Origin of the sequence: Nocardioides sp. AE5, from assembly GCF_031844485.1 — a bacterium.
Classification (GTDB): domain Bacteria; phylum Actinomycetota; class Actinomycetes; order Propionibacteriales; family Nocardioidaceae; genus Nocardioides.
On the sequence record NZ_JAUZVI010000002.1, the window covers coordinates 478,531 to 500,184 of the forward strand.

The window sequence follows — 21,654 nt, forward strand, 5'->3', positions numbered from 1 at the left end:
GCCACCTGTGGGTTCGGTCCGCGCAGGTAGGGTCGCCAACATGGCAGTGAACACCGTCGCGGTGCCGATCGTCCGGCTCGATCGCGACCTCCCGCTTCCCTCCTATGCCCATCCCGGTGATGCGGGGGCGGACCTGATGGCCACCGAGGACGTCACCCTCGCCCCCGGCGAGCGGCGGATGGTGCCGACCGGTGTCGCGCTGGCGTTGCCCGAGGGCCACGTCGGCCTGGTCCACCCGCGCTCCGGGCTGGCGGCGCGGCACGGGATCAGCATCGTCAACGCGCCGGGCACGATCGACGCTGGCTATCGCGGCGAGATCAAGGTGATGCTGGTGAACCTGGACCCGAGCCAGACCGTGCAGCTGCGCCGCGGCGACCGGATCGCCCAGCTGGTCGTGCAGCGCTATGAGCGGGCCGAGTTCGTCGAGGTCGACGCCCTCGACGAGACGGCGCGTGGCACCGGGGGCTACGGTTCCACGGGTGGGTTCACCCACGATCCCGGATGCGAATCGGCCACGGCGGCCCCAAGGAGTGCACAGTGAAGTTTGCCCGCAAGTCGAGGGCAGCCCGCGAGGAGCAGGCCGAGCCCGACACTGAGGTCACGGAAGACGCCACCACCGAATCCGGCGCGGACGACTCCACCAAGGAGCCCGCGGCCGCCGCAACCCAGGGCCCGTACGACGTCGCCGAGGTCGACCTGACCGACGGCACCGACCGGATCGACCTGGGCGGCATGCTGGTCGCCCCGGCGCCTGGCCTTGAGTTGCGCCTGCAGGTGGAGGAGAAGTCAGGCGAGGTGCAGAGCGTGTTGCTGGTCGGCAAGGACGGCGTGGTGGAGTTCCGCGCCTTCGCCGCGCCGCGCAACGGCGACCTGTGGAGCGACGCGCGCCAGCAGATCGCCGCCGACACCGCCCGGCGTGGCGGCACGGCGACCGACGCCGAGGGCACGTTCGGTGACGAACTCGTCTGCGTGCGCCCGGTCAAGACCGAGGACGGCCGGACCGGCAAGCAGCAGTCGCGGGTGGTCGGCATCAACGGTCCCCGCTGGATGCTGCGCGCCACCTTCCTCGGCACCCCGGTGGATCCCGCCGCGGCTGGTCCGTGGGAGGACGCGATCCGCACGGTGGTGGTGCGCCGCGGCGACGGGCCGATGGCCCCCGGCGAGGCGATCCCGCTGACGCTGCCGGCCCAGGCCCGCCGCAAGGACTGAACCGATGAAGCGACCCTCCGTGCGCCAGCGCCTCAAGTCCGCCCTGGGCAGTTGGGCCGACTCGGGCGACCAGGAGGTGCGCGACCTGCGCGAATCGTTCGCGCCCTCCGGGCTGGTCTCCATCGAGGAGGCGCCCGAGCGGGAACGGGTCCGGCTGACCGGCACCCTGCGCACGGTGACGCTGCGCCCGCGCGGCGGCGTACCGGCGATCGAGGCGGACCTGTGGGACGGCACCGGCGTGATCACGCTGGTCTGGCTCGGCCGGCGCCGGATCGTCGGCATCGACCCCGGCCGCTCGGTGACCGTCGAGGGACGCATCGGCGTGCGCGAGACCCACCGGATCATGTACAACCCCCGCTATGAACTCACCGCCTGACGAGCCCGTGCAGTCCGAGGAGCCCGTGCGCCCGGCAGCGACGGTGGAGACCGTCGAGGCGCTGGTACGCCGCCAGATGTCCACCGCCCTGGGCGGTCGCCGCGGCATGGTCGAGGCGGCGGTGCCGACGCTCGTCTTCACCGTCGCATTCCTGATCGGGCGCGACCTGCGCACCGCGCTGTTGCTCAGCCTGGCCGTGGCGCTGGTGGCACTGGTGGTGCGCCTGGTGCAGCGCTCGTCGATCCAGTTCGTGGTCAACGCCCTGATTGGCATCGGCATCGGCGCCTTCTTCGCGATGCGTGCCGGCCAGGCCGGCGGGGATGCCAACGACCAGGCGCTGGCCTACTTCCTGCCCGGGCTGCTCTACAACGGCGGCTATGCGGTGGTGCTCTCCCTGACCTGCCTGGTCCGCTGGCCCGCGGTCGGGTTCATGGTCGGCAGTGTCACCGGTGACGTCACCGAGTGGCGCCGCGATCCACAACTGGTCAAGCTGTGCACCCGGTTGACCTGGCTGCTGGTGGCGCCGTGCATCCTGCGGGTGGCGGTGCAGGCGCCGGTCTACCTGGCCGGCAGCCAGGACCTGATGGATCCGGGTGCCGCGGTGGCGGTGCTCGGCGTGGCGAAGATCGTGATGGGCTGGCCGCTGCAGATCGCCGCGCTGGCCGGGATGGCGTGGCTGCTCTCGCGCAACTCGATCCCGGTGGAAGAGACGGCCCGGGCCGAGCCCGCCTGAAGATCAGACGATCAGGCCGGGTGCGTGGACGGCGCCAGCATCCGCTCCAGGGTGTCCTCGACCTCGGCACCGGCCACGAAGAGGAGTTCGTCGCCGGCCTCGAGCGGCTGGTCGGCCGAGGGCGGATAGACCTGGCTGTCGCGCAGGATGGTGACCAGGGCGCAGTTCTCCGGCCACGGGATCAGCCCGGTTGGCTGGCCGACGTACGGCGAATCGTCCGGCAGCGTCATCTCGACCAGGTTTGCGTTGCCCTTGCGGAAGGTGAACAGCCGCACCAGGTCGCCGACGGAGACCGCCTCCTCGACCAGTGCCGACATGATCCGCGGGGTGGAGACGTTGACGTCCACGCCCCACGCCTCGGTGAAGAGCCACTCGTTGTCGGGGTGGTTGACCCGGCCCACGGTGCGCGGCACCCCGAACTCGGTCTTGGCCAGCAGCGAGGTGACCAGGTTGGCCTTGTCGTCACCGGTGGCGGCGATCACCACGTCGCAGTGCTGCAGGCGGGCTTCCTCCAGCGAACTCAGCTCGCACGAGTCGGCCAGCAGCCACTCGGCGGCCGGCACCCGCTCGGGCTTGATCGAGGCCGGGTTCTTGTCGATGAGCAGCACTTCGTGGCCGTTGTCGATCAACTCACTGGCGATGGAGCGGCCCACGGCGCCGGCTCCTGCGATCGCGACGCGCATCAGTCCTCCACCTCCGGGCCGTTGGCCAGTGCTTCATAGGCGGCTGCCGCGCCGGCCTCGGTCATCGCGATGTGCAGCACGTCGCCCTCCTGCATCACGGTGTCCTTCGTCGGCAACATGCCCTCGCCGAGCCGGTCGATCCACGCGATCCGCACGCCGGCGCGCTCCTGGAGGTGGATGGTCCGCTCGCCGATCCAGCCGGTGGTGATCGGGAACTGGTCCACCCTGATGGTGCCCGAGGGGTCGCGGAAGTCGGGTTCGGCGCCGGCCGGCAGGATCCGGCGCAGCACCTGGTCGGCGGTCCACTTCACGGTGGCGACGGTGCTGATGCCCAGCCGCTGGTAGACCTCGGCGCGGCCGGGGTCATAGATGCGGGCCACCACTTGCTGGATGCCGAAGCTCTCCCGGGCCACTCGCGCGGCGATGATGTTGGAGTTGTCGCCGTTGGAGACGGCTGCGAAGGCGTCGGCGCGGTTGATGCCGGCCTTGGTCAGCACGGCCTGGTCGAACCCATAGCCGGTGATCTTGTCACCGTTGAAGGTCGGGCCGAGGCGGCGGAACGCGTCGGGGTTGCTGTCGATGACCGACACCGTGTGGTTGCGGTCCTCGAGGTTGCGGGCGAGGGTGGAGCCGACCCGGCCGCACCCCATGATCACGACATGCACAGTGCAGACGCTACCTCAGCCGCCGGTGGGACTAGCCTGTTCGCTCGTGGGAGTTGCTGACCTTTCCAAGCGCATCCTGCTGGGGCGCAAGTTGCACAGTGCGCAGGCCGGCGGCACGCTGCTGCGCAAGCGTGTCGCGCTCCCTGTCTTCGCCAGCGACGCACTCTCCTCGGTGGCCTATGCCCCCGACGAAATCTTCATCATGCTCTCCATGGCCGGCGCCACGGCGTACGTGTGGTCGTGGAAGGTGGGGCTGGCGGTCGCGCTGATCATGCTCGCCGTGGTGGCCTCCTATCGCCAGACGGTGCAGGCCTATCCCAGCGGCGGTGGCGACTACGAAGTGGCCACCACCAACCTCGGCCCGCGCGCCGGGGTGACGGTGGCCAGCGCGCTGGTGGTCGACTACGTGCTCACCGTGGCGGTCTCCATCTCCTCGGCCTCGCAGTACGCCGGAGCGGCGATCCCGTTCCTGGTCGACCACGAGGTGACGGTGGCGATCGTGATGGTTCTCTTCCTGGCCGCGGTGAACATGCGCGGCGTACGGGAGTCGAGCATCTCGTTCGCGTTCTTGACCTATGCCTTCATGTTCGCGGTGCTCGGCATGTGCGCCCTGGGTGCGCAGCAGGCGATCAACGGCACCCTGCCCCAGGTGGAGAGCGCCGCGCTGCGGATCGAACCGGTGGCTGGCTATGAGGAGCAGTTGACCACGATCGGGCTGATCTTCCTGCTGGCGCGGGCGTTCTCCTCGGGGTGTGTCGCGCTGACCGGCGTGGAGGCGATCTCGAACGGCGTACCGGCGTTCCGCAAGCCGAAGGGGCGCAACGCCGCCACCACGCTGGTGATGCTCGGGCTGATCGCGATCACGATGATGCTCAGCGTGATCGTGCTGGCCCACCAGATGGGCCTGCGCTACGTCGACCCGCACCGCACCCACCGGCTCAGCAACGCCGACGGTACGGCGCTGACCGCCGACCACGTGCAGCACACGGTGCTGGCCCAGTTGGCGCGGGCGATCTTCGACAACTTCACCCCGGGCTTCTACCTGGTGGTCACCCTGACCGGGATCGTGCTGGTGCTGGCCGCCAACACCGCCTTCAACGGGTTCCCGGTGCTCGGCTCGCTGCTGGCCCGCGACGGGCTGGCGCCGAAGGCGCTGGGGCAGCGTGGAGACCGGCTGGCCTACAGCAACGGCATCGCGTTCCTCTCCGTGCTGGCCTGTGCCCTGATCTGGGCGTTCGACGCGGAGGTCACCCAGCTGATCCAGCTCTACATCGTCGGTGTCTTCGTGGCGTTCACGTTGAGCCAGCTGGGCATGGTGCGGCACTGGACGCGCCACCTGGCCACCGAGGCGGTGCCGGCCGAGCGGCGTCGGATGCAGCGCTCGCGGGCGATCAACGCCGTCGGCCTGGTGATGACGGCGGTGGTGCTGGTGGTCGTGGTGCTCACCAAGTTCACCCAGGGCGCGTGGATCACTGTCTCGGCGATGGTGCTCTTCTATTTCGTGATGCGCTCGATCCGGCGCCACTATGACGCCGTCGAGGCGGAGCTGGCGGTGGATGACCAGGACAAGGTGTTGCCGACCCGGGTGCATGCGATGGTGCTGGTCTCGCGGCTGCACAAGCCGACGCTGCGGGCGCTGGCGTTCGCGAAGGCGACCCGGCCCAACGTGCTCGAGGCGATCTATGTCGGCACCGACCCGCGCGAGACCGACGAGCTGATCGAGTTGTGGGACAACCGCGGCATGGACGTGCCACTGAAGGTGCTGCACTCGCCGTACCGCGAACTGGTCCGCCCGATCGTGGAGTACGCCGTGGAGATCCGCCGGGCGAACCCGCGGGGCGTGGTCGCGGTCTACATCCCCGAATATGTGGTCGGGCACTGGTGGGAGCAGGTGCTGCACAACCAGACGGCGCTGCGGCTCAAGGGGCGGTTGCTCTTCGCCTCGGGCGTGATGGTGATCTCGGTGCCCTACCAGCTGCGTTCCTCCGAGGCTGCCCTGGAGCGGACCCGGCGCGACGCACAGCGGGCCCGGGCCGGCGACGTACGCCGCGGCAACGTCGGCAACGGTCCGGACCGACGCGGACAGGTGGGCTGAACGATGGGGCGCAACACCCGGCAGCGGCGTCCCCGCGGTGCCTCGCACGTGGGGGAGCGGCATGCGGTGACCGTCGGCCCGATCGCGCACGGCGGGCACTGCGTGGCCCGGATCCCGACGCGTGGTGCCGACGGTGAGGAACGGACCCGGGTGGTCTTCGTGCGCCACGGCCTGCCCGGCGAGGAGGTGCTGGTGGAGATCACCGAGGGCACCGACGGGGACTCGTTCTGGCGCGGTGACGTGGTCCGGGTCGAGGTGGCCTCACCGGACCGGGTGGAGGCGCCGTGTCAGTACGCCGGCCCCGGCGCGTGTGGTGGCTGCGACTTCCAGCACGTCGCGCTCCCGGCCCAGCGGGAACTGAAGGCGGCGGTGGTGCGTGAGCAGTTCGCGCGCCTGGCCGGCATGGACGTCGACGTGGTCGTGGAGCCGGTGCCCGGCGATCGTGACGGGCTGGCGTGGCGGACCCGGATGGAGTACGCCGCCACCCCGGCCGGGTGGCGCGGGATGCACCGCCACCGTTCGCGCTCGGTGATCCCGGTGGACGAGTGCCTGATCGCGGCGCCCGGGGCGATCGACACGTCGATGGCCGGACAGCCGCCGGTGGTCGAGCAGGTGCACGGGCGCGAGTTCAGCGTGGAGGCGGACGGGTTCTGGCAGGTGCACCCGGGGGCCGCGACGGTGCTGGTGGATACGGTGCTGGAGATGCTGGACCCGCAGCCGGGGGAGAAGGCCCTGGACCTGTATTCAGGTGTCGGCCTCTTCGCGCGGTTCCTCGCCGAACGGGTGGGGGAGTCCGGGCGCGTGGTGGCGATCGAGGGCAGCCGGCCCGCGACCGCGCACGCGCGGGAGAACCTGGCCGGAGCGCCGTGGGCGCGGGCCGTGGCCGGATCGGTGGACCGCGTGCTGGCCGACCGCTTCGACCAACCGTTCGACCTGGTGGTCCTGGACCCGCCCCGCGAGGGCGCCCGCCGCAAGGTGGTCACCCAGGTCGTCGACCGGGACCCGCGGGCCATCGCCTACGTGGCCTGCGACCCGGCCTCCCTGGCGCGCGACGTGGCTGCCTTTGGTGAACTGGGCTATCAGCTCGTCGAACTGCGAGCGTTCGACCTGTTCCCGATGACGCATCATGTGGAGTGCGTGGCACTGCTGGTGAAGGAACGGCAGGAGACGAGTGGACCCTGAAGTCTCAAACCGTGGCCACTCGCTTTCGCTGGACTCGTCTGACGGCCACAGGCCACAGGGCGACTGGACGAGGGGGAATAGCGCTGTCTTGACTGCCTCGTGTCTTCACGTGGGTTGACCCTTGATTACCGTTGCAACGTCTGCCACCGAGACGTGACGTGCTGTGTCGTGTACGAGAACGAGACGAAGTTCGGAGCTCTCGGGAAACAGGTAGTCGATGCAGTGCTCGTGGCCCACGAACACGACCCAGTTGTCCGAGATCGGGTCGATGCTGCTCGCGAAGCGAATCGCTTCGGGCGGTTCGACGCCGGCGAGTAGGAACGCAGTGAAGATCTGGGTAGGTAGATAGGTAGTGTCTCTCGTCAATCGGGTCGTTGGGCTGGCTGATCGACGCCGTGAACCGCCGAAGGAACGCTAGTGCTTCGTGGGAATGCGCGGCCCCTAATGCAAAAGGGGATGGCGGGTCGGGGACCTCGAAGACATCGAGGTGATGGATCGGCCGGGACGCTTCGAACCTGCCAATCCAGAACTCGGGCGCTTCGCCCGCGTGCTTAGCGGATTCGAGAATCGCGCCTCGCTCGGTGACGCTTCCGTAGAAACAGGAGTGCCCTGCGGCGTTCAGGCGTCCGGCACGCGCGCAACCGGGGGGAGCTGTGCCTAGATCGTTCGCTGAGCGAAAGTTCTTGTCTTGCCCGCCGGGCCGACAGCGCCACAGGCTCGGTTCGGAGACTTGGAATAGGCCCTCCGTCACTGCAGTTTGCCTAACGCGCTCCAGTAGGGAAACCGTGCGCGGGTGCAACGAGGCCAGCAGGTCGGCCGCGGCCTTGCCGATGTCGCCTGACCGGGATTCGAGCAGGAAGATCTTCCACGCGGCCTCGTCGTGCTCGTACAGGCTGGCCCATAGGTCGGCCTGCTTGACGAAACCGTACTCGACCGCGTTTGCGGCGGCAGCAAACCGCGTGAGTGGAGCGATCACGGGATTTTCGACAGCGTCGTGGAGCCATTCTTCAAGGATCTCCTGAACGTCCTCGACACGTTCGCTCCATTGGCCCTCCTCGTGATAGGCGCCCGATTCGTCGACGGTGACGTAGAACTCGTGAAGAGCGCGGTGATGCCAGCCGTCAGGTCATCAAACGACGTGATGTCGGAGGTGGTGCCGCAGAAGTCGCACCTCCCGAGGGTGGTGGCGGCCCCGACCCGCCTCCACAACTCCATATCGACGACACACGTCGAGCAGACACGGGTCGTGGCGACCGCGAGTGAGTCGACGTTCGCTTCCCATTCGTCGAGGTAGTCGTGCATCAGTCATCCTCCTGGACTCTGACCGGGGTAACGCCGGCGATGTTGTCGGGCATGGTCGCAGCAAGATGGTCCTTGTTGACGTGACCATCCATGGCCATGTCGAGGGAGGCACGACGCTGACTGCCCTTACAGGGTGGGGTGACCACTTCGGTGGTCGAGGTTTGTCCAACCGCAGAGCCGCCAGCTGGCAAGCACCCATGTAGCGCACTACGCGGATGCGCGTATGCCGAAACACCGCCTCGATCGCTGACATGGTGCAATCGTCCACGGAAGGCGTGCGGACTCGTACGTTGCCTACAGGCGCTGCAGGTGGAAGCTCGTGGGGCGAGTTGTGCTATGCCCGCCGCCAACCGCTTGAGTCCTAGAGTTCCGGGATCACACCGATATGGAAGTGCGAAGTTCCCGAATCTATCGGTCCCATCGACTCAGGTTTGTCATGCGCAAGTAGCACAGCACTTGAGGTGGTGTCGCGAGGCACTCTCACGGCACCCGACGCACGTGGGAGAAGGCCGCCAGATGACCGTTTCGGATGCCCCAGGCCAGATCGCCTACGGCATCCTCTACGGCTGAAGCGCAGGCAGACCCGGACGGCGGGTCGCTGGCTCAGCGGCTTCGGTTTTCCTCCGCCATCAGGTATCTTGATATCAAGACAAATGGTGGTCATCCAGGGTCTCTTCCTCCGTGGCGTTGGGGGAGGGGACTAAGGGTTGCCTTTCTTCCCTGCACGGGGTGGGCGACGGCAAGATGGTCACCGAGCTAATCGAGACTTCTGAGGAGATGTGGCTGATGGCCAGTCAGGACAGCTTCGGTGCCAAGAGCACCTTGGACGTGAACGGCAATTCCTACGAGTTCTTCCGGCTGGACGCGGTCAAGGGTGACGGCCTGGACGTCGACTCCCTGCCCTACTCCCTCAAGGTGCTCCTGGAGAACCTCCTGCGCACCGAGGACGGCGCCAACATCACCGCCGACGACATCAAGGCGCTCGCCGGCTGGGACGCCGACGCGGAGCCGTCGAAGGAGATCCAGTTCACCCCCGCCCGGGTGATCATGCAGGACTTCACCGGCGTGCCCTGCGTGGTCGACCTGGCCACCATGCGCGAGGCGATGGCCGACCTCGGCGGCGACCCGTCGAAGATCAACCCGCTCGCGCCGGCCGAGATGGTCATCGACCACTCCGTCATCGCCGACGTCTTCGGCTCGCCCGAGGCGTTCGAGCGCAACGTGGAGATCGAATACGAGCGCAACCGCGAGCGCTACCAGTTCCTGCGCTGGGGCCAGGGCGCCTTCGACGACTTCAAGGTCGTCCCGCCGGGCACCGGCATCGTCCACCAGGTGAACATCGAGCACCTGGCCCGCGTCGCCTTCACCCGCGACGCCGACGGCGTCACGCAGGTCTACCCCGACACCTGCGTCGGCACCGACTCGCACACCACCATGGTCAACGGCATCGGCGTCGTCGGCTGGGGCGTTGGCGGCATCGAGGCCGAGGCAGCCATGCTCGGCCAGCCGGTCTCCATGCTCATCCCGCGCGTGGTCGGCTTCAAGCTCAGCGGCGACCTGCCCGAGGGCTCCACGGCCACCGACCTGGTGCTCACCATCACCGAGATGCTCCGCGAGCACGGCGTGGTCGGCAAGTTCGTCGAGTTCTACGGGCCCGGCGTCTCCGCGCTGCCGCTGGCCAACCGCGCCACCATCGGCAACATGAGCCCCGAGTTCGGCTCCACCATCGCGGTCTTCCCGATCGACGAGGAGACCGTCAACTACCTGCGCCTCACCGGCCGCTCCGAGGACCAGCTCGCCCTGGTCGAGTCCTACGCCAAGGCCCAGGGCCTGTGGCACGACCCGAGCGCCGAGCCGCGCTATTCGGAGAAGCTCGAGCTCGACCTGGCCACCGTGGTGCCCTCCATCGCCGGCCCCAAGCGCCCCCAGGACCGGATCCAGGTCACCGACGCCAAGCAGTCCTTCCGCGGCGCCCTCACGGCGTACGTCGACCACGAGGCCGAGCCGGTCCAGGGTGCGTACGACGAGGCGCTCGAGGAGTCCTTCCCGGCCTCCGACGCGCCTGCCGCCCACGAGGACGCCCACGGTCAGACCCCCGGTCGTGACTACCTGACCTGCGCGGCCACCGACGGCGGACGCGCGAGCAACCCGGCCAAGGTCACCCTGGCCGACGGCACCACCTTCGAACTCGACCACGGCGCCGTCACCATCGCCGCGATCACCTCGTGCACCAACACCTCCAACCCGAGCGTGATGATCGGCGCCGCGCTGCTGGCCAAGAAGGCCGTGGAGAAGGGCCTGCAGCGCAAGCCGTGGGTCAAGACCACCCTCGCGCCCGGCTCCAAGGTCGTCTCCGACTACTACGAGAAGGCCGGCCTCACGCCGTACCTCGACAAGCTCGGCTTCAACCTGGTCGGCTATGGCTGCACCACCTGCATCGGCAACTCCGGCCCGCTGATCCCCGAGGTCTCCGCCGCGGTCAACGAGAACGACCTCGCCGTCGTCTCGGTGCTGTCGGGAAACCGGAACTTCGAGGGCCGGATCAACCCGGACATCAAGATGAACTACCTGGCCTCCCCGCCGCTGGTGGTCGCCTACGCACTCGCCGGCTCCATGGACGTCGACCTCTTCGACGACCCGCTGGGCACCGACACTGAGGGCAACGACGTCTTCCTGCGCGACATCTGGCCCACCCCGGCCGAGATCGAGGAGACCATCGCCGGCGCCGTCAACGCCGAGATGTTCGGCGAGTCCTATGCCGACGTCTTCGCCGGCGATGAGCGGTGGCAGTCGCTGCCCACCCCCGAGGGCAAGACCTTCCAGTGGGACCAGGACTCCACCTACGTCCGCCGTCCTCCCTACTTCGAGGGCATGCCGGACACCCCGGACCCGGTCGGCGACATCGCCGGCGCCCGCGTCCTGCTCAAGCTGGGCGACTCGGTCACCACCGACCACATCAGCCCCGCCGGCGCCATCAAGAAGGACTCCCCGGCAGGCAAATACCTCGCCGAGCACGGCGTGCAGCAGCGTGACTTCAACTCCTACGGCTCACGCCGGGGCAACCACGAGGTCATGATCCGCGGCACGTTCGCCAACATCCGGCTGCGCAACCAGCTGGCCCCGGGCACCGAGGGTGGCTTCACCCGCGACCTGCTCGGCGACGGCGAGGTGACCACGGTCTTCGAGGCCTCGGAGAAGTACATCGCCGCCGGTGTCCCGCTGGTCGTCCTGGCCGGCAAGGAGTACGGCTCCGGCTCCTCGCGTGACTGGGCCGCCAAGGGCACCGCACTGCTCGGCGTCAAGGCCGTCATCGCGGAGAGCTATGAGCGGATCCACCGCTCCAACCTGCTGATGATGGGCGTCCTGCCGCTGCAGTTCCCCGCCGGCCAGAGCGCCGACTCGCTCGGCCTCACCGGCGAGGAGACCTTCGAGATCACCGGTGTCAGCGCCATGAACGACGGCCCGACGCCCAAGACCGTCAAGGTCAAGGCCGGCGACGTCGAGTTCGACGCAGTCGTCCGCATCGACACCCCCGGCGAGGCGAACTACTACCGCCACGGCGGCATCATGCAGTACGTGCTGCGCAACCTGCGCAACGCCTGATCGCACGCAACGACGCCCCCGCCACCCTCACCGGGTGGCGGGGGCGTCGTCGTACGTCAGCCAGCCAGGGCGGCCCGGTGTTCCTCGTCCAGCAACCCCGGCAACCGGGTGGCGACCTCGCCCAGGCCCGTCTCGGCGGCGACCGCCAGGATCGTCTCCAGTACGCCGTCGGCCAGCGTGGCCTCCACGTTCACCATCCGCGCCAGCGCCGCGTCGTCCAGCACCAGCAGGCCCGGCAACACCACCGCCCACGCGTCGTGGGCATGGACCGAGCGCAGATAACCGGTCACCGCGGCCGCATCCAGTTGCGCGATCAACCCCACCAACCGGTCCCGGTTGGCCGCGGAGACCTGGCTGACCAGGGTGAGCGCATCGGCGTACACGTCGTCGGCATGGGCTGCATCGATCGCCGCCACCAGCACGTCGTCACCGATCCGCTCGATCAGGGCGTCCAGCGCCGCCGGGTCCTCAGCCAGCAGTGCCACCTGGATCAGGTCGGCGCCCGAGGCCCCGTCGACCACCCGCATGGCCACGTCCGGCTTGATCACCGAGACGAAGCGCCCCAGGGTCAGGTGCTCCCCACGGGCCAGCAGGCCCTGGCCGACTGCGACCACCGTGTCGTCGTCGATCCCGTCCAGGATCGGCGCGGCCCGCAGCGGGTCCAGCGAGACGCTCAGGCTGGTCAGGTAGTCCAGCGAGAGGGACCCGGCCAGGCGCACCGCCAGCGGCGCGTCCATCACCGCCGCGACCCGGGCGGCCAGCGCCGGGGGCAGGGCCAGTTGCGCGATCCGGCCCGAGACCGCCGCCGGCACCGCCGCAGCCACCTGGGCGATCCGGCGGAACCGGCTCTCGTGCCGGGCGAAGACCGCCTCGCCGTACGCCGTACGCAGCGCCCGGATCGACTCCGGCGGCGCCGCGGCCAGCATCGAGACCGCCTCCGGGGCGACGCCCAGGGCGGCAGCCAGCTTCATCGTCTCGACGCGGTGGGCCAGCGTGCTCATCCCTCACCGCCCGGGAAGAGCAGCTTGCGGGCACGACCGCGCAACGGACGCGGCACCGCCTTCAAGGTGGCCGCCAGTCCGGACTCCACTGCGGCGTCCTCGCGCTCCATCGCCGCCTGCAGCAACCCGCACAGTTCGTCGAGCTCCGCCGTGCTGCACGTGTCCAGCCCGTCCAGCGCCTCGGCCCCCAGCCATGCGGCGACCGATTCCTTCGATGCCATGCCTTGCCTTTCTCGATGTCCACGGGCACAACGAGACCACCCGGCGGTCGTGACGGTTGTGCCTGCGCCGATTCTGCACCGCCGCTCGATAGATTGGAGGCAAGGGCACGCGCACCGCGCGGGTGCGGCGTACGAACGAACAGACGAGGTGGGGAACCATGCTGGTGGCCTTCTCCGTTGCCCCCAGCGGCACCGGACGCGAGGACGGGTCGGTCTCCGACGCCGTGGCCGCCGCCGTCGCGGTGGTGCGCGCCTCCGGCCTGCCGCACCGCACCGACGCCATGTTCACCACCATCGAGGGCGAATGGGACGAGTGCTTCGCCGTCGTCCGCGCCGCCACCGACGCGGTCGCGGCGTTCGGCAGCCGCGTCTCGCTGGTGCTCAAGGCCGACATCCGCCCCGGCTTCACCGGCGAGCTCGACGCCAAGCTGGCGCGCCTCGAGGCCCACCTCGACGCGCAGGACTGATCGCGATGCGGATCCTGCGCCTGGTGCTGGTGCTCGCTATTGCCGCCGTCCTGGTCACGGCGGCGGTGCTGCTTCCGATCCTGGCCGGTGGCGACGACCCGGCCGGGCAGGCGCAGATGGGCCCGCCCAACGGCTCCGCCTCGGTGGCCAGGGAGGCCGCCGACATCGACGGCGACGACCTCGGAGCGCTGCGCGAGTACCCCGACCTCTCGACCTGGCACGTCGACCCCGACGAGACCGTCACCTATGACCAGACCCCACCGGCCGGCGGCGAGCACGCCGGGCACTGGCTCGAATGCGGCGTGTACGACGAACCGGTGCGCGAGGAGAACGCCGTCCACGCCCTCGAGCACGGCACCGTGTGGATCACCTACCAGCCCGACCTGTCCGACGCCGAGGTCTCGAAGCTGGCCGAGCTGCTGCCCACGGAGGGGATCCTTTCGCCCTACCCGGGCCTGCGGGCGCCGGTCGTGGTCACCGTGTGGGGCACCCAGCTGGACCTGGTCGGCGCCGACGACCCGCGGCTGGCGACCTTCATCGAGCGCTACGGCAACGGCGAGACCGCGCCCGAGCCGATGGCCAGCTGCCACGGCGGCGTGGTCCGCTACGAGAGCGAGGACAGCCAGGGCCCGTGAGTAGGGTGGCCGGCATGCGCCGCTTCTCCAGTGTCCTGATGGTCGACCGGCGCGGCTGGTTGCTGCTGCAGGAGCGCGACGAGTTCCCCGAGATCGACCCCGAGTGCTGGGGCTGCCCCGGCGGCCACGTCGAACCGGGCGAGACTCCGCTGGCCGCCGCGGTGCGCGAGTTCGCCGAGGAGACCGGCGTACGACTGGAGCCAGGCGACCTGCACCCCTGGCGCGAGTTGTCCGTGCGCCACGCCGGGCGCACCGCCGACGACCTGGTCCACGTCTATGTCACCGCAGCCGACCTGGCCGACGACGACATCACCTGCTACGAGGGGCGCCGGATCGTCTTCGTCGACCCCGCCCGGGTCGCCGAACTGCCGCTGACCGTGGCCGCCGCGGCAGGACTGCCGGACTTCCTCGCCTCCACCGACTATCGCGCCTTGTTCACCAGCCTGCACACCCATCAGGAGTAGCCATGGACATCACCGTCATCCAGGTCCCCGGCCACGGCGCCGAGGACGTCGTCGTCGCCACCTCCGGGCCCGACGAGGGCGCCGTCTACACCGGCACCGAGGACGGCATGGTGCTGCGGATCAGCCACGACGGCCGCCGCATCGACCGGATCGCCGAGACCGGCGGACGCCCGCTCGGCATCGAGCTCTTCGACGACGGCTCCCTGCTGGTCTGCGACGCCCACGCCGGCCTGCTGCGCCTCGACCCGCGCAGCGGACGCCTCGACACGCTGGCCGACGCGATCGACGGCGTACCGTTCGCGTTCTGCAACAACGCCGCCGTCGCGACCAACGGCGACATCTGGTTCAGCGACAGCTCCACCCTCTACGGCATCGAGGAGTGGAAGGACGACCTGGTCCAGCACACCCGCACCGGGCGCCTGCTCCGACTCGACGCCTGCGGCGAACTCGAAGTGGTGCTGGACGGACTGGCGTTCGCCAACGGCGTCGCGCTGGGCGCCGACGAGACCTGGGTGGTCGTCGCCGAGACCGGCGCCCGCACCCTGGTCCGCCACTGGATCAGCGGCGAACGCGAGGGGGAGCGGGAAGTGATGGTCGCCGACCTGCCCGGCTATCCGGACAACATCGCCCGCGGCAGCGACGGACTGATCTGGGTGAGCATCGCCTCGCCGACCGACCCGGTGGTGGAGCGGCTGCAACGCTCACCGATGCCGCTGCGCCGCGCCGCCACCCGGATCCCGGAGGCGCTGCAGCCGAAGCCGAAGCGGACAGTGCGGGCCCAGGCGTACGACGAGCACGGCACGCTGGTGCGCGACCTCGACCTGGACACGCCCGACTTCCACATGGTCACCGGGGTGCGCGAGCACGAGGGGCGGGTCTGGCTCGGCAGCCTGCACGAGCCGGCGATCGCCATCATCGACGCCTGACGTCGGCGCCGGTCACCGGGTGGGACTAGACTCGATCAACAGCCAATCCGTCGAAGTGGGGAGACAAGCACGCATGAGCTACCTGGCGTCGATCTCGACCCCGCGTGACCTGCGTGCCCTCGAACCCGACCAGCTGGCCGAGCTGGCCGAGGAGATCCGCGACCTGCTGATCCGGACCGTCGCCACCAACACTGGCCACCTCGGGCCAAACCTCGGCGTCGTCGAACTCACCCTGGCCATCCACCGGGTCTTCGACAGCCCCCGCGACAAGATCGTCTTCGACACCGGCCACCAGTCCTATGTGCACAAGCTGGTCACCGGCCGCGCCGACCGGTTCGACACGCTGCGCCGCGAGGGCGGCCTCAGTGGCTATCCGAGCCGCGCCGAGTCCGAGCACGACCTGGTCGAGAACTCGCATGCCTCCACGGCGCTCTCGTACGCCGACGGCCTGGCCAAGGCGTTCGCGATCAAGGGGGAGGACCGCCACGTGGTCGCCGTGATCGGCGACGGCGCGCTGACCGGCGGGATGGCGTGGGAGGCGCTGAACAACATCGCCATCGCCGACCGGAGTCGGCTGGTCATCGTGGTCAACGACAACGAGCGCTCCTACACCCCGACCATCGGCGGCCTGGCCACCGCGCTCACCTCGCTGCGCACCAACCCGCGCTATGAGCAGATCCTCGACCAGGTCAAGCGGCGCCTGAACGCGGTGCCCGGCGTCGGCCCCGCGGCGTACGACGCACTGCACGCGATGAAGAAGGGCGTCAAGGATGCCCTCGCGCCGCAGGGGCTCTTCGAGGACCTCGGCCTGAAGTACGTCGGACCCGTCGACGGGCACGACCGCCTCGCCGTCGAGCAGGCGCTCACCCACGCCAAGCGGTTCAACGGCCCCGTCATCGTGCACGCGATCACCCGCAAGGGACAGGGGTACGACCCCGCCGTGCGGCACGAGGCCGACCAGTTCCATGCGCCCGGGCCGTTCGACGTACAGACCGGGATCGAGAAGCCCAAGGCGCCGATCTGGACCGACCACTTCGCCGACGAGATCGTCGAGATCGGGCGGCGGCGCGAAGACATCGTGGCGATCACCGCCGCGATGATGCACCCGGTCGGGCTGCACCGCTTCGCCGAGGAGTTCCCCGAGCGCACCTTCGACGTCGGCATCGCCGAGCAGCACGCCGCCACCTCCGCGGCCGGGCTCGCGATGGGCGGTATGCACCCGGTGGTGGCGCTCTATGGCACCTTCCTCAACCGCGCCTTCGACCAGGTGCTGATGGACGTCGCGCTCCACGAGTGCGGGGTCACCTTCGTGCTGGACCGCTCCGGTGTCACCGGCGACGACGGCGCCAGCCACAACGGCATGTGGGACATGTCGATCCTCCAGGTCGTGCCCGGGTTGCGCCTGGCCGCGCCGCGCGACCGGACCCGACTGGTCGAGTTGCTCAATGAAGCCGTCGAGATCGACGACGCCCCCACCGTGGTCCGCTTCCCGAAGGGCCCGCCGCCCGACGACATGGATCCGGTCGACCGCGTCGGTGGCGCCGACGTGCTGGTCCGCTCCGGTGACCAGGACGTGCTCGTCGTCGCCGTCGGATCCATGTGCACCACCGCCATCGAACTCGCCGAGCGCCTGGTCGACCAGGGCATCGGCATCACCGTCGTCGACCCGCGATGGGTCAAGCCGGTCGACCCGGCCATCGTCGACCTGGCCGCCGCGCACCGCCTCGTGCTCAGCATCGAGGACAACGGCATCGTCGGCGGCTGCGGATCGGTGCTGCTGCAGGCACTCAACGCCGCCCGGGTCTCGACCCCGGTGCGGCTGCACGGCATCCCCCAGGAGTTCCTCGACCACGCGAAACGGGCCGCGATCCTGGAACGGATCGGGCTGACCCCGCGGGCGCTGGCGCTGGCAACCGTCGAGGACCTGGCCGCCCTGGACCAGGGCAGGGCGTTGGTCGATGCGGACCACAGCGCCTAGGCGGCTTCGGGAGGGAAGCGCCACACACACCAGCAGGGCACGGGGGAGCCTGACCCTGCTTGCAGTGGCTGCACTGGCCACGGTGGTCGCGATGCTGCTCGGCCTCGCCGGCTGCTCGGTCGGTGGCACCGCGCCGCCGGTCACCCTGCCGCCCCCGGCCGCTGCCGCCCCCGACCTGGTCGAGGGGCTGGAGGAGGTGCTCCAGGCGCGCACCGATGCGCTGCTCGCCGGCGACGTCGACGGGTGGCGTTCCGTGCTGGTCGACGACCCCGAGTTCGTGGCCGCCCAAGAGCAGTACTTCGACAACCTGGTCCAGCTCCCGCTGGCGCTCTATGACATCGAGATCGCCGAGGACGCCGTGCCCACCGCCGTCGACGGGGTGACCGAGGTGGTGGTCCATGAGCGGATGCAACTCGACGGGTACGACGCCGTCCCCGTCGAACGGCCCGCCCGCTACACCTTCACCCGCAACCGGGACGGCGTACTGGTGATCTCCGGGACCCGCGACGAGGACTGGGAGACGCGCAACGGGATCGACCCGGACCCGTGGGACCTGGTGCCGCTGCGGGTCGAGGAGCGCCGTGGCGTGCTGGGCATCTTCGATGAGGAGAGCCACGCCTACGCGGCCGACCTGGTCGACTCGATCGCTGACGGGGTGGGCCAGGTGCGGCGCGTGCTGCCGTTCGACTGGGACGGGCGCGTGGTGGTCTATGCGCTCAGCTCACTCGACGTACTGCGCGAACTGGACGACCTGCCCGGCGGCAACCCCGACGCCCTGGACGGCGTGGCGTTCCCGGTCAGCTCCGGGCCGCGCACGTCTGAGCTGGCCAGCACCCGGTTCATGCTGCACCCGCGGATGCTGACCCGCGACAACGACGTACGCGACCGGTTGCTGCGTCACGAACTGACCCACGTGGCGATGGGACCGCGCGATGACCGGGTGCCGATCTGGCTCTCCGAAGGGCTGGCCGAATATGTCTCGGTGCGCCCGGTGCCCGAGCATGACCGGATGATCTCGCGCGACGCGCTGAGCGCCGCCCGCGCCGGACTGACCGCCCTGCCGGCCGATGCGACGTTCAATGCGGCCGGCTCCAGCGGCAACTACGGCGTCTCCTGGTATGTGTGCGAATACATCGCCACCACCTTCGGGGAGGCCGCGCTGTGGCGCCTCTTCGACGAGATGCGCGCGGGCGACGGGACCAGCGAGGCGGACCAGGGAGCGGTGATCCGCAGGGTGCTGGGCATCGACGAGCGGACCCTCGCCCAGGGAGCGGGCGCCCGGATCCTGGCCACCTTCGGCTGAGCCCTAGGATGGACGGGTGGAACACCTGCATGTCGTCGACGAGGTCCCGGACCTGCCTGCCGGCCAACCGGTGCCGCTGGTGGTGGCCCTGCAAGGGTTCCTCGACGCGGGCAACGCCTCGGCCCTGGCCGTCGCTGAACTGACCCGCCACGATCCGGGCCGCGTCGTGGCCACCTTCGACGTGGACGTCTTCCACGACTACCGCGCGCGCCGCCCGATGGTGACGTTCAACCGCGACCACTACCAGGACTACGACGCACCGCGCCTGGTGGTGCGCCTGGTCCGCGACGCCGCCGACCAGCCGTACCTGCTGCTGACCGGTCCGGAGCCGGACACCCGCTGGGAGGCGTTCAGCCGCGGCGTACGGGAGCTGGTGGAGCGCTTCGACGTGGAACTGGTCGTCTCGCTGGCGTCGGTGCCGATGGCCGCGCCGCACACCCGGCCGCTCGCGGTGACCCAGCACGCCAACGACGAGGACCTGCTCTCCCGGGAGAACCCGTGGGTCGGCGAGATCCGGGTGCCGAGCTCGGCCAGTGCCCTGCTGGAAATCCGCCTCGGTGACCACGGGCACCCGATGACCGGGTTCGTGGCCCACGTGCCGCACTACGTCGCCCAGGGCGACTATCCGATGGCGACGCTGAGCCTGCTCGAGGACCTCGCCGCGGCCACCGGCTTGGAGATCGACCTGGACCCGGTGCGCGACGCCACCGCGGCGAAGGCGCGCGAGATCGACGACTACATCGCCGAGCACGGCGAGGTCGCCGAACTGGTCCGTGGCCTGGAGCAGCAGTACGACGCGTTCACCCGCTCGGAGGAAGCCGGCAGCAGCCTGCTCGCCGAGGACGCGCCGCTGCCCTCGGGTGAGGAACTGGGCGCCCAGTTCGAGCGGTTCCTGGCCGGGCTGGACGGCCCCGAGGGCACTGACCCGCGCGGCTTCGGCGACCACCAGGGTTGAGTGGAGCAGGAAGGACCAGGAGATGCCCAGATCAGCTGCTGAGTTGCGTGAACTCCTCGACATCGAGGACCTGGACAAGAACCTCTTCCGCGGCCGCCAGCCTGAGACGTCGCTGCAGCGGGTCTTCGGCGGCCAGGTCGCGGCGCAGGCGCTGATCGCGGCTGCCCGCACCGCGCCGGATGGGTTCGCCGCGCATTCGCTGCACTCCTACTTCCTGCGTCCCGGCGACACCGCGGTGCCGATCATCTATGACGTCGAGACGCTGCGTGACGGGCGTTCGTTCGCCACCCGCCGGGTGGTCGCGCGCCAGCACGGGCGCCCGATCTATCTGATGTCGGCCAGCTTCCAGGTTCCCGAGGAGGGGCTGGAGCACCAGGACACGATGCCCGAGGTGCTGCCGCCGGAGCAGGGTGTGCCGATGGCGGAGATCTTCGCCAAGGCGGCCTCGCGCACCACGTCGGGGAGCACGGACGAGTGGGTCCGGGAGTGGGCGGCCCTCGACGTACGTTCGCTCGGGGACTCCCATGTCGGCGGGGTGGCCGAGGACGACACCCGCCCGGCGCGGGCACAGTTGTGGGTCCGGGTCGACGGAGACCTGGGGGAGCCGGGCATCGACCAGCAGGCTGCCTTCACCTATGCCAGCGACATGACCCTGATCCGGGCCAGCCTGGTGCCGCACGACCGGTTCGTCTCCTCGCCGGGCATGCAGGTCGCGTCGCTGGACCACACGATCTGGTTCCACCGCCCGTTCCGTGCCGACGAGTGGTGGCTCTTCGACCAGCACTCGCCGGTCGCCGCTGGCGGACGGGGCCTCAACCTGGCCCGGGTCTGGACCCAGTCAGGTGAGCTGGTTGCCACCGTGGCCCAGGAGGGCCTCATCCGCCAGCGGTGATCCGCATCAACGATTGAGCTTTCGCGCATCATTGATTGAGCGTTCGCGACACAACCATTGAGCGTTCGTGGGTCAGACCGCGCGGGTGCGACCCAGGAGGTGCGGGGCACCGGACTTCGGGTTGTTCACCGCGAAGTCGAGGCCGGTCTCGGTCGCCGTGGCACCGAAGGTGACGGTGCTCGGCAGGAAGATCGGCTTCTTGAAGGCGACCTCGACCACCACGGAGTCGGGCAGCCGGTTCTCCATGGCCGCAATCGCCCGGGCCTTGGTCCACATGCCGTGGGCGATGTGGCGGGGGAAGCCGAAGGCCTTCGCGGTGAGCGGGTAGAGGTGGATCGGGTTGCTGTCACCGGAGACGGCCGCATAGCGACGGCCCAGGTCACCGGCCAGGCGCCAGGTGGCGCCGCCGGAGGCGACCGGGGCCAGCTCGATGCCGCGCTCGCCGTTCTCCTTGTCGCCCTTGCCCACCCGCAGGTAGGTCGAGGTCGACTCCCAGATCACCGAACCGTCCTCGGCGGTGATGGAGACCTCCATGTCGAACGCGCGCCCCTTGCTGTGGGTGCGCAGGTTCGTCGCGGTCGCCTGCGCCGAGACGCGCTCGCCGATGGCGACCGGGCGGTGCTGGGTGATCCGGTTCTCCAGGTGGACGGTGCCGATCGCGGGGAACGGGAACGCCTGGTCGGTCATGATCGCCATGTGCAGCGGGAAGGCGATCATGTGCAGGTACGGCAGGGGAGCGGTGTCCTTGATCGGGAAGCCGCACACCTTCGCGTAGGCGTCGACGTGGTCGCGCTCGACGAGCACGCCCTCGCGCCGGAACGCCAGGTCGGGCAGCTCGCGCGACGTCTTCCGTACGCCGGGCAGCTGGTTCACGCCGGGCAGGGTCGGCAGCGCGGCGCGGACCATGGTGCCCAGCCCGCCGCCGGCCCCGTCCAGGGTGCGGATCTCGGTGGAGGCGCCCATC

Annotated in this window: 22 protein-coding genes; 15 read left to right on the top strand and 7 right to left on the bottom strand. The window is 69.8% G+C overall.

The window, feature by feature from the left end; genetic code table 11:
* Positions 1 to 40: 40 nt before the first annotated feature.
* The 4 genes from dut to Q9R27_RS05445 are packed head-to-tail and all read left to right on the top strand — an operon-like array spanning position 41 to position 2,318.
* Complete coding sequence (gene dut / locus Q9R27_RS05430; protein ID WP_311251320.1) at positions 41 to 541, top strand: dUTP diphosphatase; 501 nt, start codon at positions 41 to 43, stop codon at positions 539 to 541.
* Positions 538 to 1,209 carry a DUF3710 domain-containing protein gene (locus Q9R27_RS05435; protein WP_311251321.1) on the top strand — a complete coding sequence of 224 codons (672 nt, stop codon included), beginning with the start codon at positions 538 to 540 and terminating at the stop codon, positions 1,207 to 1,209. Before dut ends, Q9R27_RS05435 begins: the two co-directional genes overlap by 4 nt.
* A gap of 4 nt (positions 1,210 to 1,213) precedes the next feature.
* The gene (locus Q9R27_RS05440) at positions 1,214 to 1,585 is read left to right on the top strand and encodes an OB-fold nucleic acid binding domain-containing protein (protein WP_311251322.1); all 372 of its coding nucleotides are present in this window, start codon (positions 1,214 to 1,216) and stop codon (positions 1,583 to 1,585) included.
* Entirely contained in the window at positions 1,569 to 2,318 is a 750-nt protein-coding gene (locus tag Q9R27_RS05445; RefSeq protein WP_311251323.1) for a DUF3159 domain-containing protein, read from the top strand. Before Q9R27_RS05440 ends, Q9R27_RS05445 begins: the two co-directional genes overlap by 17 nt.
* An 11-nt stretch (positions 2,319 to 2,329) precedes the next feature.
* On the opposite strand, the gene Q9R27_RS05450 is transcribed toward Q9R27_RS05445, so the two are convergent.
* Positions 2,330 to 3,001 carry a TrkA family potassium uptake protein gene (locus Q9R27_RS05450; protein WP_311251324.1) on the bottom strand — a complete coding sequence of 224 codons (672 nt, stop codon included), beginning with the start codon at positions 2,999 to 3,001 and terminating at the stop codon, positions 2,330 to 2,332.
* Complete coding sequence (locus tag Q9R27_RS05455; RefSeq protein WP_311251325.1) at positions 3,001 to 3,666, bottom strand: TrkA family potassium uptake protein; 666 nt, start codon at positions 3,664 to 3,666, stop codon at positions 3,001 to 3,003. Before Q9R27_RS05455 ends, Q9R27_RS05450 begins: the two co-directional genes overlap by 1 nt.
* 46 nt (positions 3,667 to 3,712) lie before the next feature.
* Here Q9R27_RS05455 and Q9R27_RS05460 point away from each other — a divergent pair, with 46 nt between their 5' ends.
* Positions 3,713 to 5,761: an APC family permease gene (locus Q9R27_RS05460; protein ID WP_311251326.1), complete on the top strand. Its 2,049-nt coding sequence runs from the start codon at positions 3,713 to 3,715 to the stop codon at positions 5,759 to 5,761.
* A gap of 3 nt (positions 5,762 to 5,764) precedes the next feature.
* The gene (locus tag Q9R27_RS05465; protein ID WP_311251327.1) at positions 5,765 to 6,943 is read left to right on the top strand and encodes a TRAM domain-containing protein; all 1,179 of its coding nucleotides are present in this window, start codon (positions 5,765 to 5,767) and stop codon (positions 6,941 to 6,943) included.
* 4 nt (positions 6,944 to 6,947) lie between these two features.
* Here Q9R27_RS05465 and Q9R27_RS18735 read toward each other — a convergent pair whose 3' ends face one another.
* Positions 6,948 to 7,919 (bottom strand): RES family NAD+ phosphorylase, encoded by a 972-nt coding sequence (locus Q9R27_RS18735; RefSeq protein WP_397219645.1) that lies wholly within the window; start codon positions 7,917 to 7,919, stop codon positions 6,948 to 6,950.
* Entirely contained in the window at positions 7,916 to 8,245 is a 330-nt protein-coding gene (locus tag Q9R27_RS05470; protein ID WP_311251328.1) for a hypothetical protein, read from the bottom strand. The genes Q9R27_RS18735 and Q9R27_RS05470 overlap by 4 nt, the downstream gene beginning before the upstream one ends.
* 786 nt (positions 8,246 to 9,031) lie before the next feature.
* Between Q9R27_RS05470 and Q9R27_RS05475 the strand changes: the two genes are divergently transcribed.
* Positions 9,032 to 11,848, top strand: a complete 2,817-nt coding sequence (locus tag Q9R27_RS05475; RefSeq protein WP_311251329.1) for an aconitate hydratase — start codon at positions 9,032 to 9,034, stop codon at positions 11,846 to 11,848.
* A gap of 56 nt (positions 11,849 to 11,904) precedes the next feature.
* On the opposite strand, the gene Q9R27_RS05480 is transcribed toward Q9R27_RS05475, so the two are convergent.
* Positions 11,905 to 12,849, bottom strand: a complete 945-nt coding sequence (locus Q9R27_RS05480) for a hypothetical protein (RefSeq protein WP_311251330.1) — start codon at positions 12,847 to 12,849, stop codon at positions 11,905 to 11,907.
* Complete coding sequence (locus Q9R27_RS05485) at positions 12,846 to 13,070, bottom strand: hypothetical protein (RefSeq protein ID WP_311251331.1); 225 nt, start codon at positions 13,068 to 13,070, stop codon at positions 12,846 to 12,848. The genes Q9R27_RS05480 and Q9R27_RS05485 overlap by 4 nt, the downstream gene beginning before the upstream one ends.
* Before the next feature lie 158 nt (positions 13,071 to 13,228).
* On the opposite strand from Q9R27_RS05485, the gene Q9R27_RS05490 reads away from it, so the two are divergent.
* The 8 genes from Q9R27_RS05490 to Q9R27_RS05525 all read left to right on the top strand — a co-directional run bounded on the left by Q9R27_RS05490 (position 13,229) and on the right by Q9R27_RS05525 (position 20,690).
* On the top strand, positions 13,229 to 13,537 hold the full coding sequence (locus Q9R27_RS05490; protein WP_311251332.1) for a thiamine-binding protein: 309 nt from the start codon (positions 13,229 to 13,231) through the stop codon (positions 13,535 to 13,537).
* A gap of 5 nt (positions 13,538 to 13,542) precedes the next feature.
* Positions 13,543 to 14,172, top strand: coding sequence for a DUF3105 domain-containing protein (locus tag Q9R27_RS05495; protein ID WP_311251333.1), 630 nt, complete (start codon positions 13,543 to 13,545; stop codon positions 14,170 to 14,172).
* 14 nt (positions 14,173 to 14,186) lie between these two features.
* The gene (locus tag Q9R27_RS05500; RefSeq protein WP_311251334.1) at positions 14,187 to 14,636 is read left to right on the top strand and encodes an NUDIX domain-containing protein; all 450 of its coding nucleotides are present in this window, start codon (positions 14,187 to 14,189) and stop codon (positions 14,634 to 14,636) included.
* Between the two features lie 2 nt (positions 14,637 to 14,638).
* Complete coding sequence (locus tag Q9R27_RS05505) at positions 14,639 to 15,562, top strand: SMP-30/gluconolactonase/LRE family protein (RefSeq protein ID WP_311251335.1); 924 nt, start codon at positions 14,639 to 14,641, stop codon at positions 15,560 to 15,562.
* A 73-nt stretch (positions 15,563 to 15,635) separates the two neighbouring features.
* On the top strand, positions 15,636 to 17,540 hold the full coding sequence (gene dxs, locus Q9R27_RS05510; protein WP_311251336.1) for a 1-deoxy-D-xylulose-5-phosphate synthase: 1,905 nt from the start codon (positions 15,636 to 15,638) through the stop codon (positions 17,538 to 17,540).
* 64 nt (positions 17,541 to 17,604) lie between these two features.
* Entirely contained in the window at positions 17,605 to 18,843 is a 1,239-nt protein-coding gene (locus Q9R27_RS05515; protein WP_311251337.1) for a hypothetical protein, read from the top strand.
* Positions 18,844 to 18,859: 16 nt separating this feature from the next.
* Complete coding sequence (locus Q9R27_RS05520) at positions 18,860 to 19,798, top strand: PAC2 family protein (RefSeq protein ID WP_311251338.1); 939 nt, start codon at positions 18,860 to 18,862, stop codon at positions 19,796 to 19,798.
* A 22-nt stretch (positions 19,799 to 19,820) separates the two neighbouring features.
* Positions 19,821 to 20,690, top strand: a complete 870-nt coding sequence (locus tag Q9R27_RS05525; protein WP_311251339.1) for an acyl-CoA thioesterase II — start codon at positions 19,821 to 19,823, stop codon at positions 20,688 to 20,690.
* 72 nt (positions 20,691 to 20,762) lie between these two features.
* Here Q9R27_RS05525 and Q9R27_RS05530 read toward each other — a convergent pair whose 3' ends face one another.
* On the bottom strand, positions 20,763 to 21,653 hold the full coding sequence (locus tag Q9R27_RS05530; protein WP_311251398.1) for a MaoC/PaaZ C-terminal domain-containing protein: 891 nt from the start codon (positions 21,651 to 21,653) through the stop codon (positions 20,763 to 20,765).
* Position 21,654 lies beyond the last annotated feature (1 nt).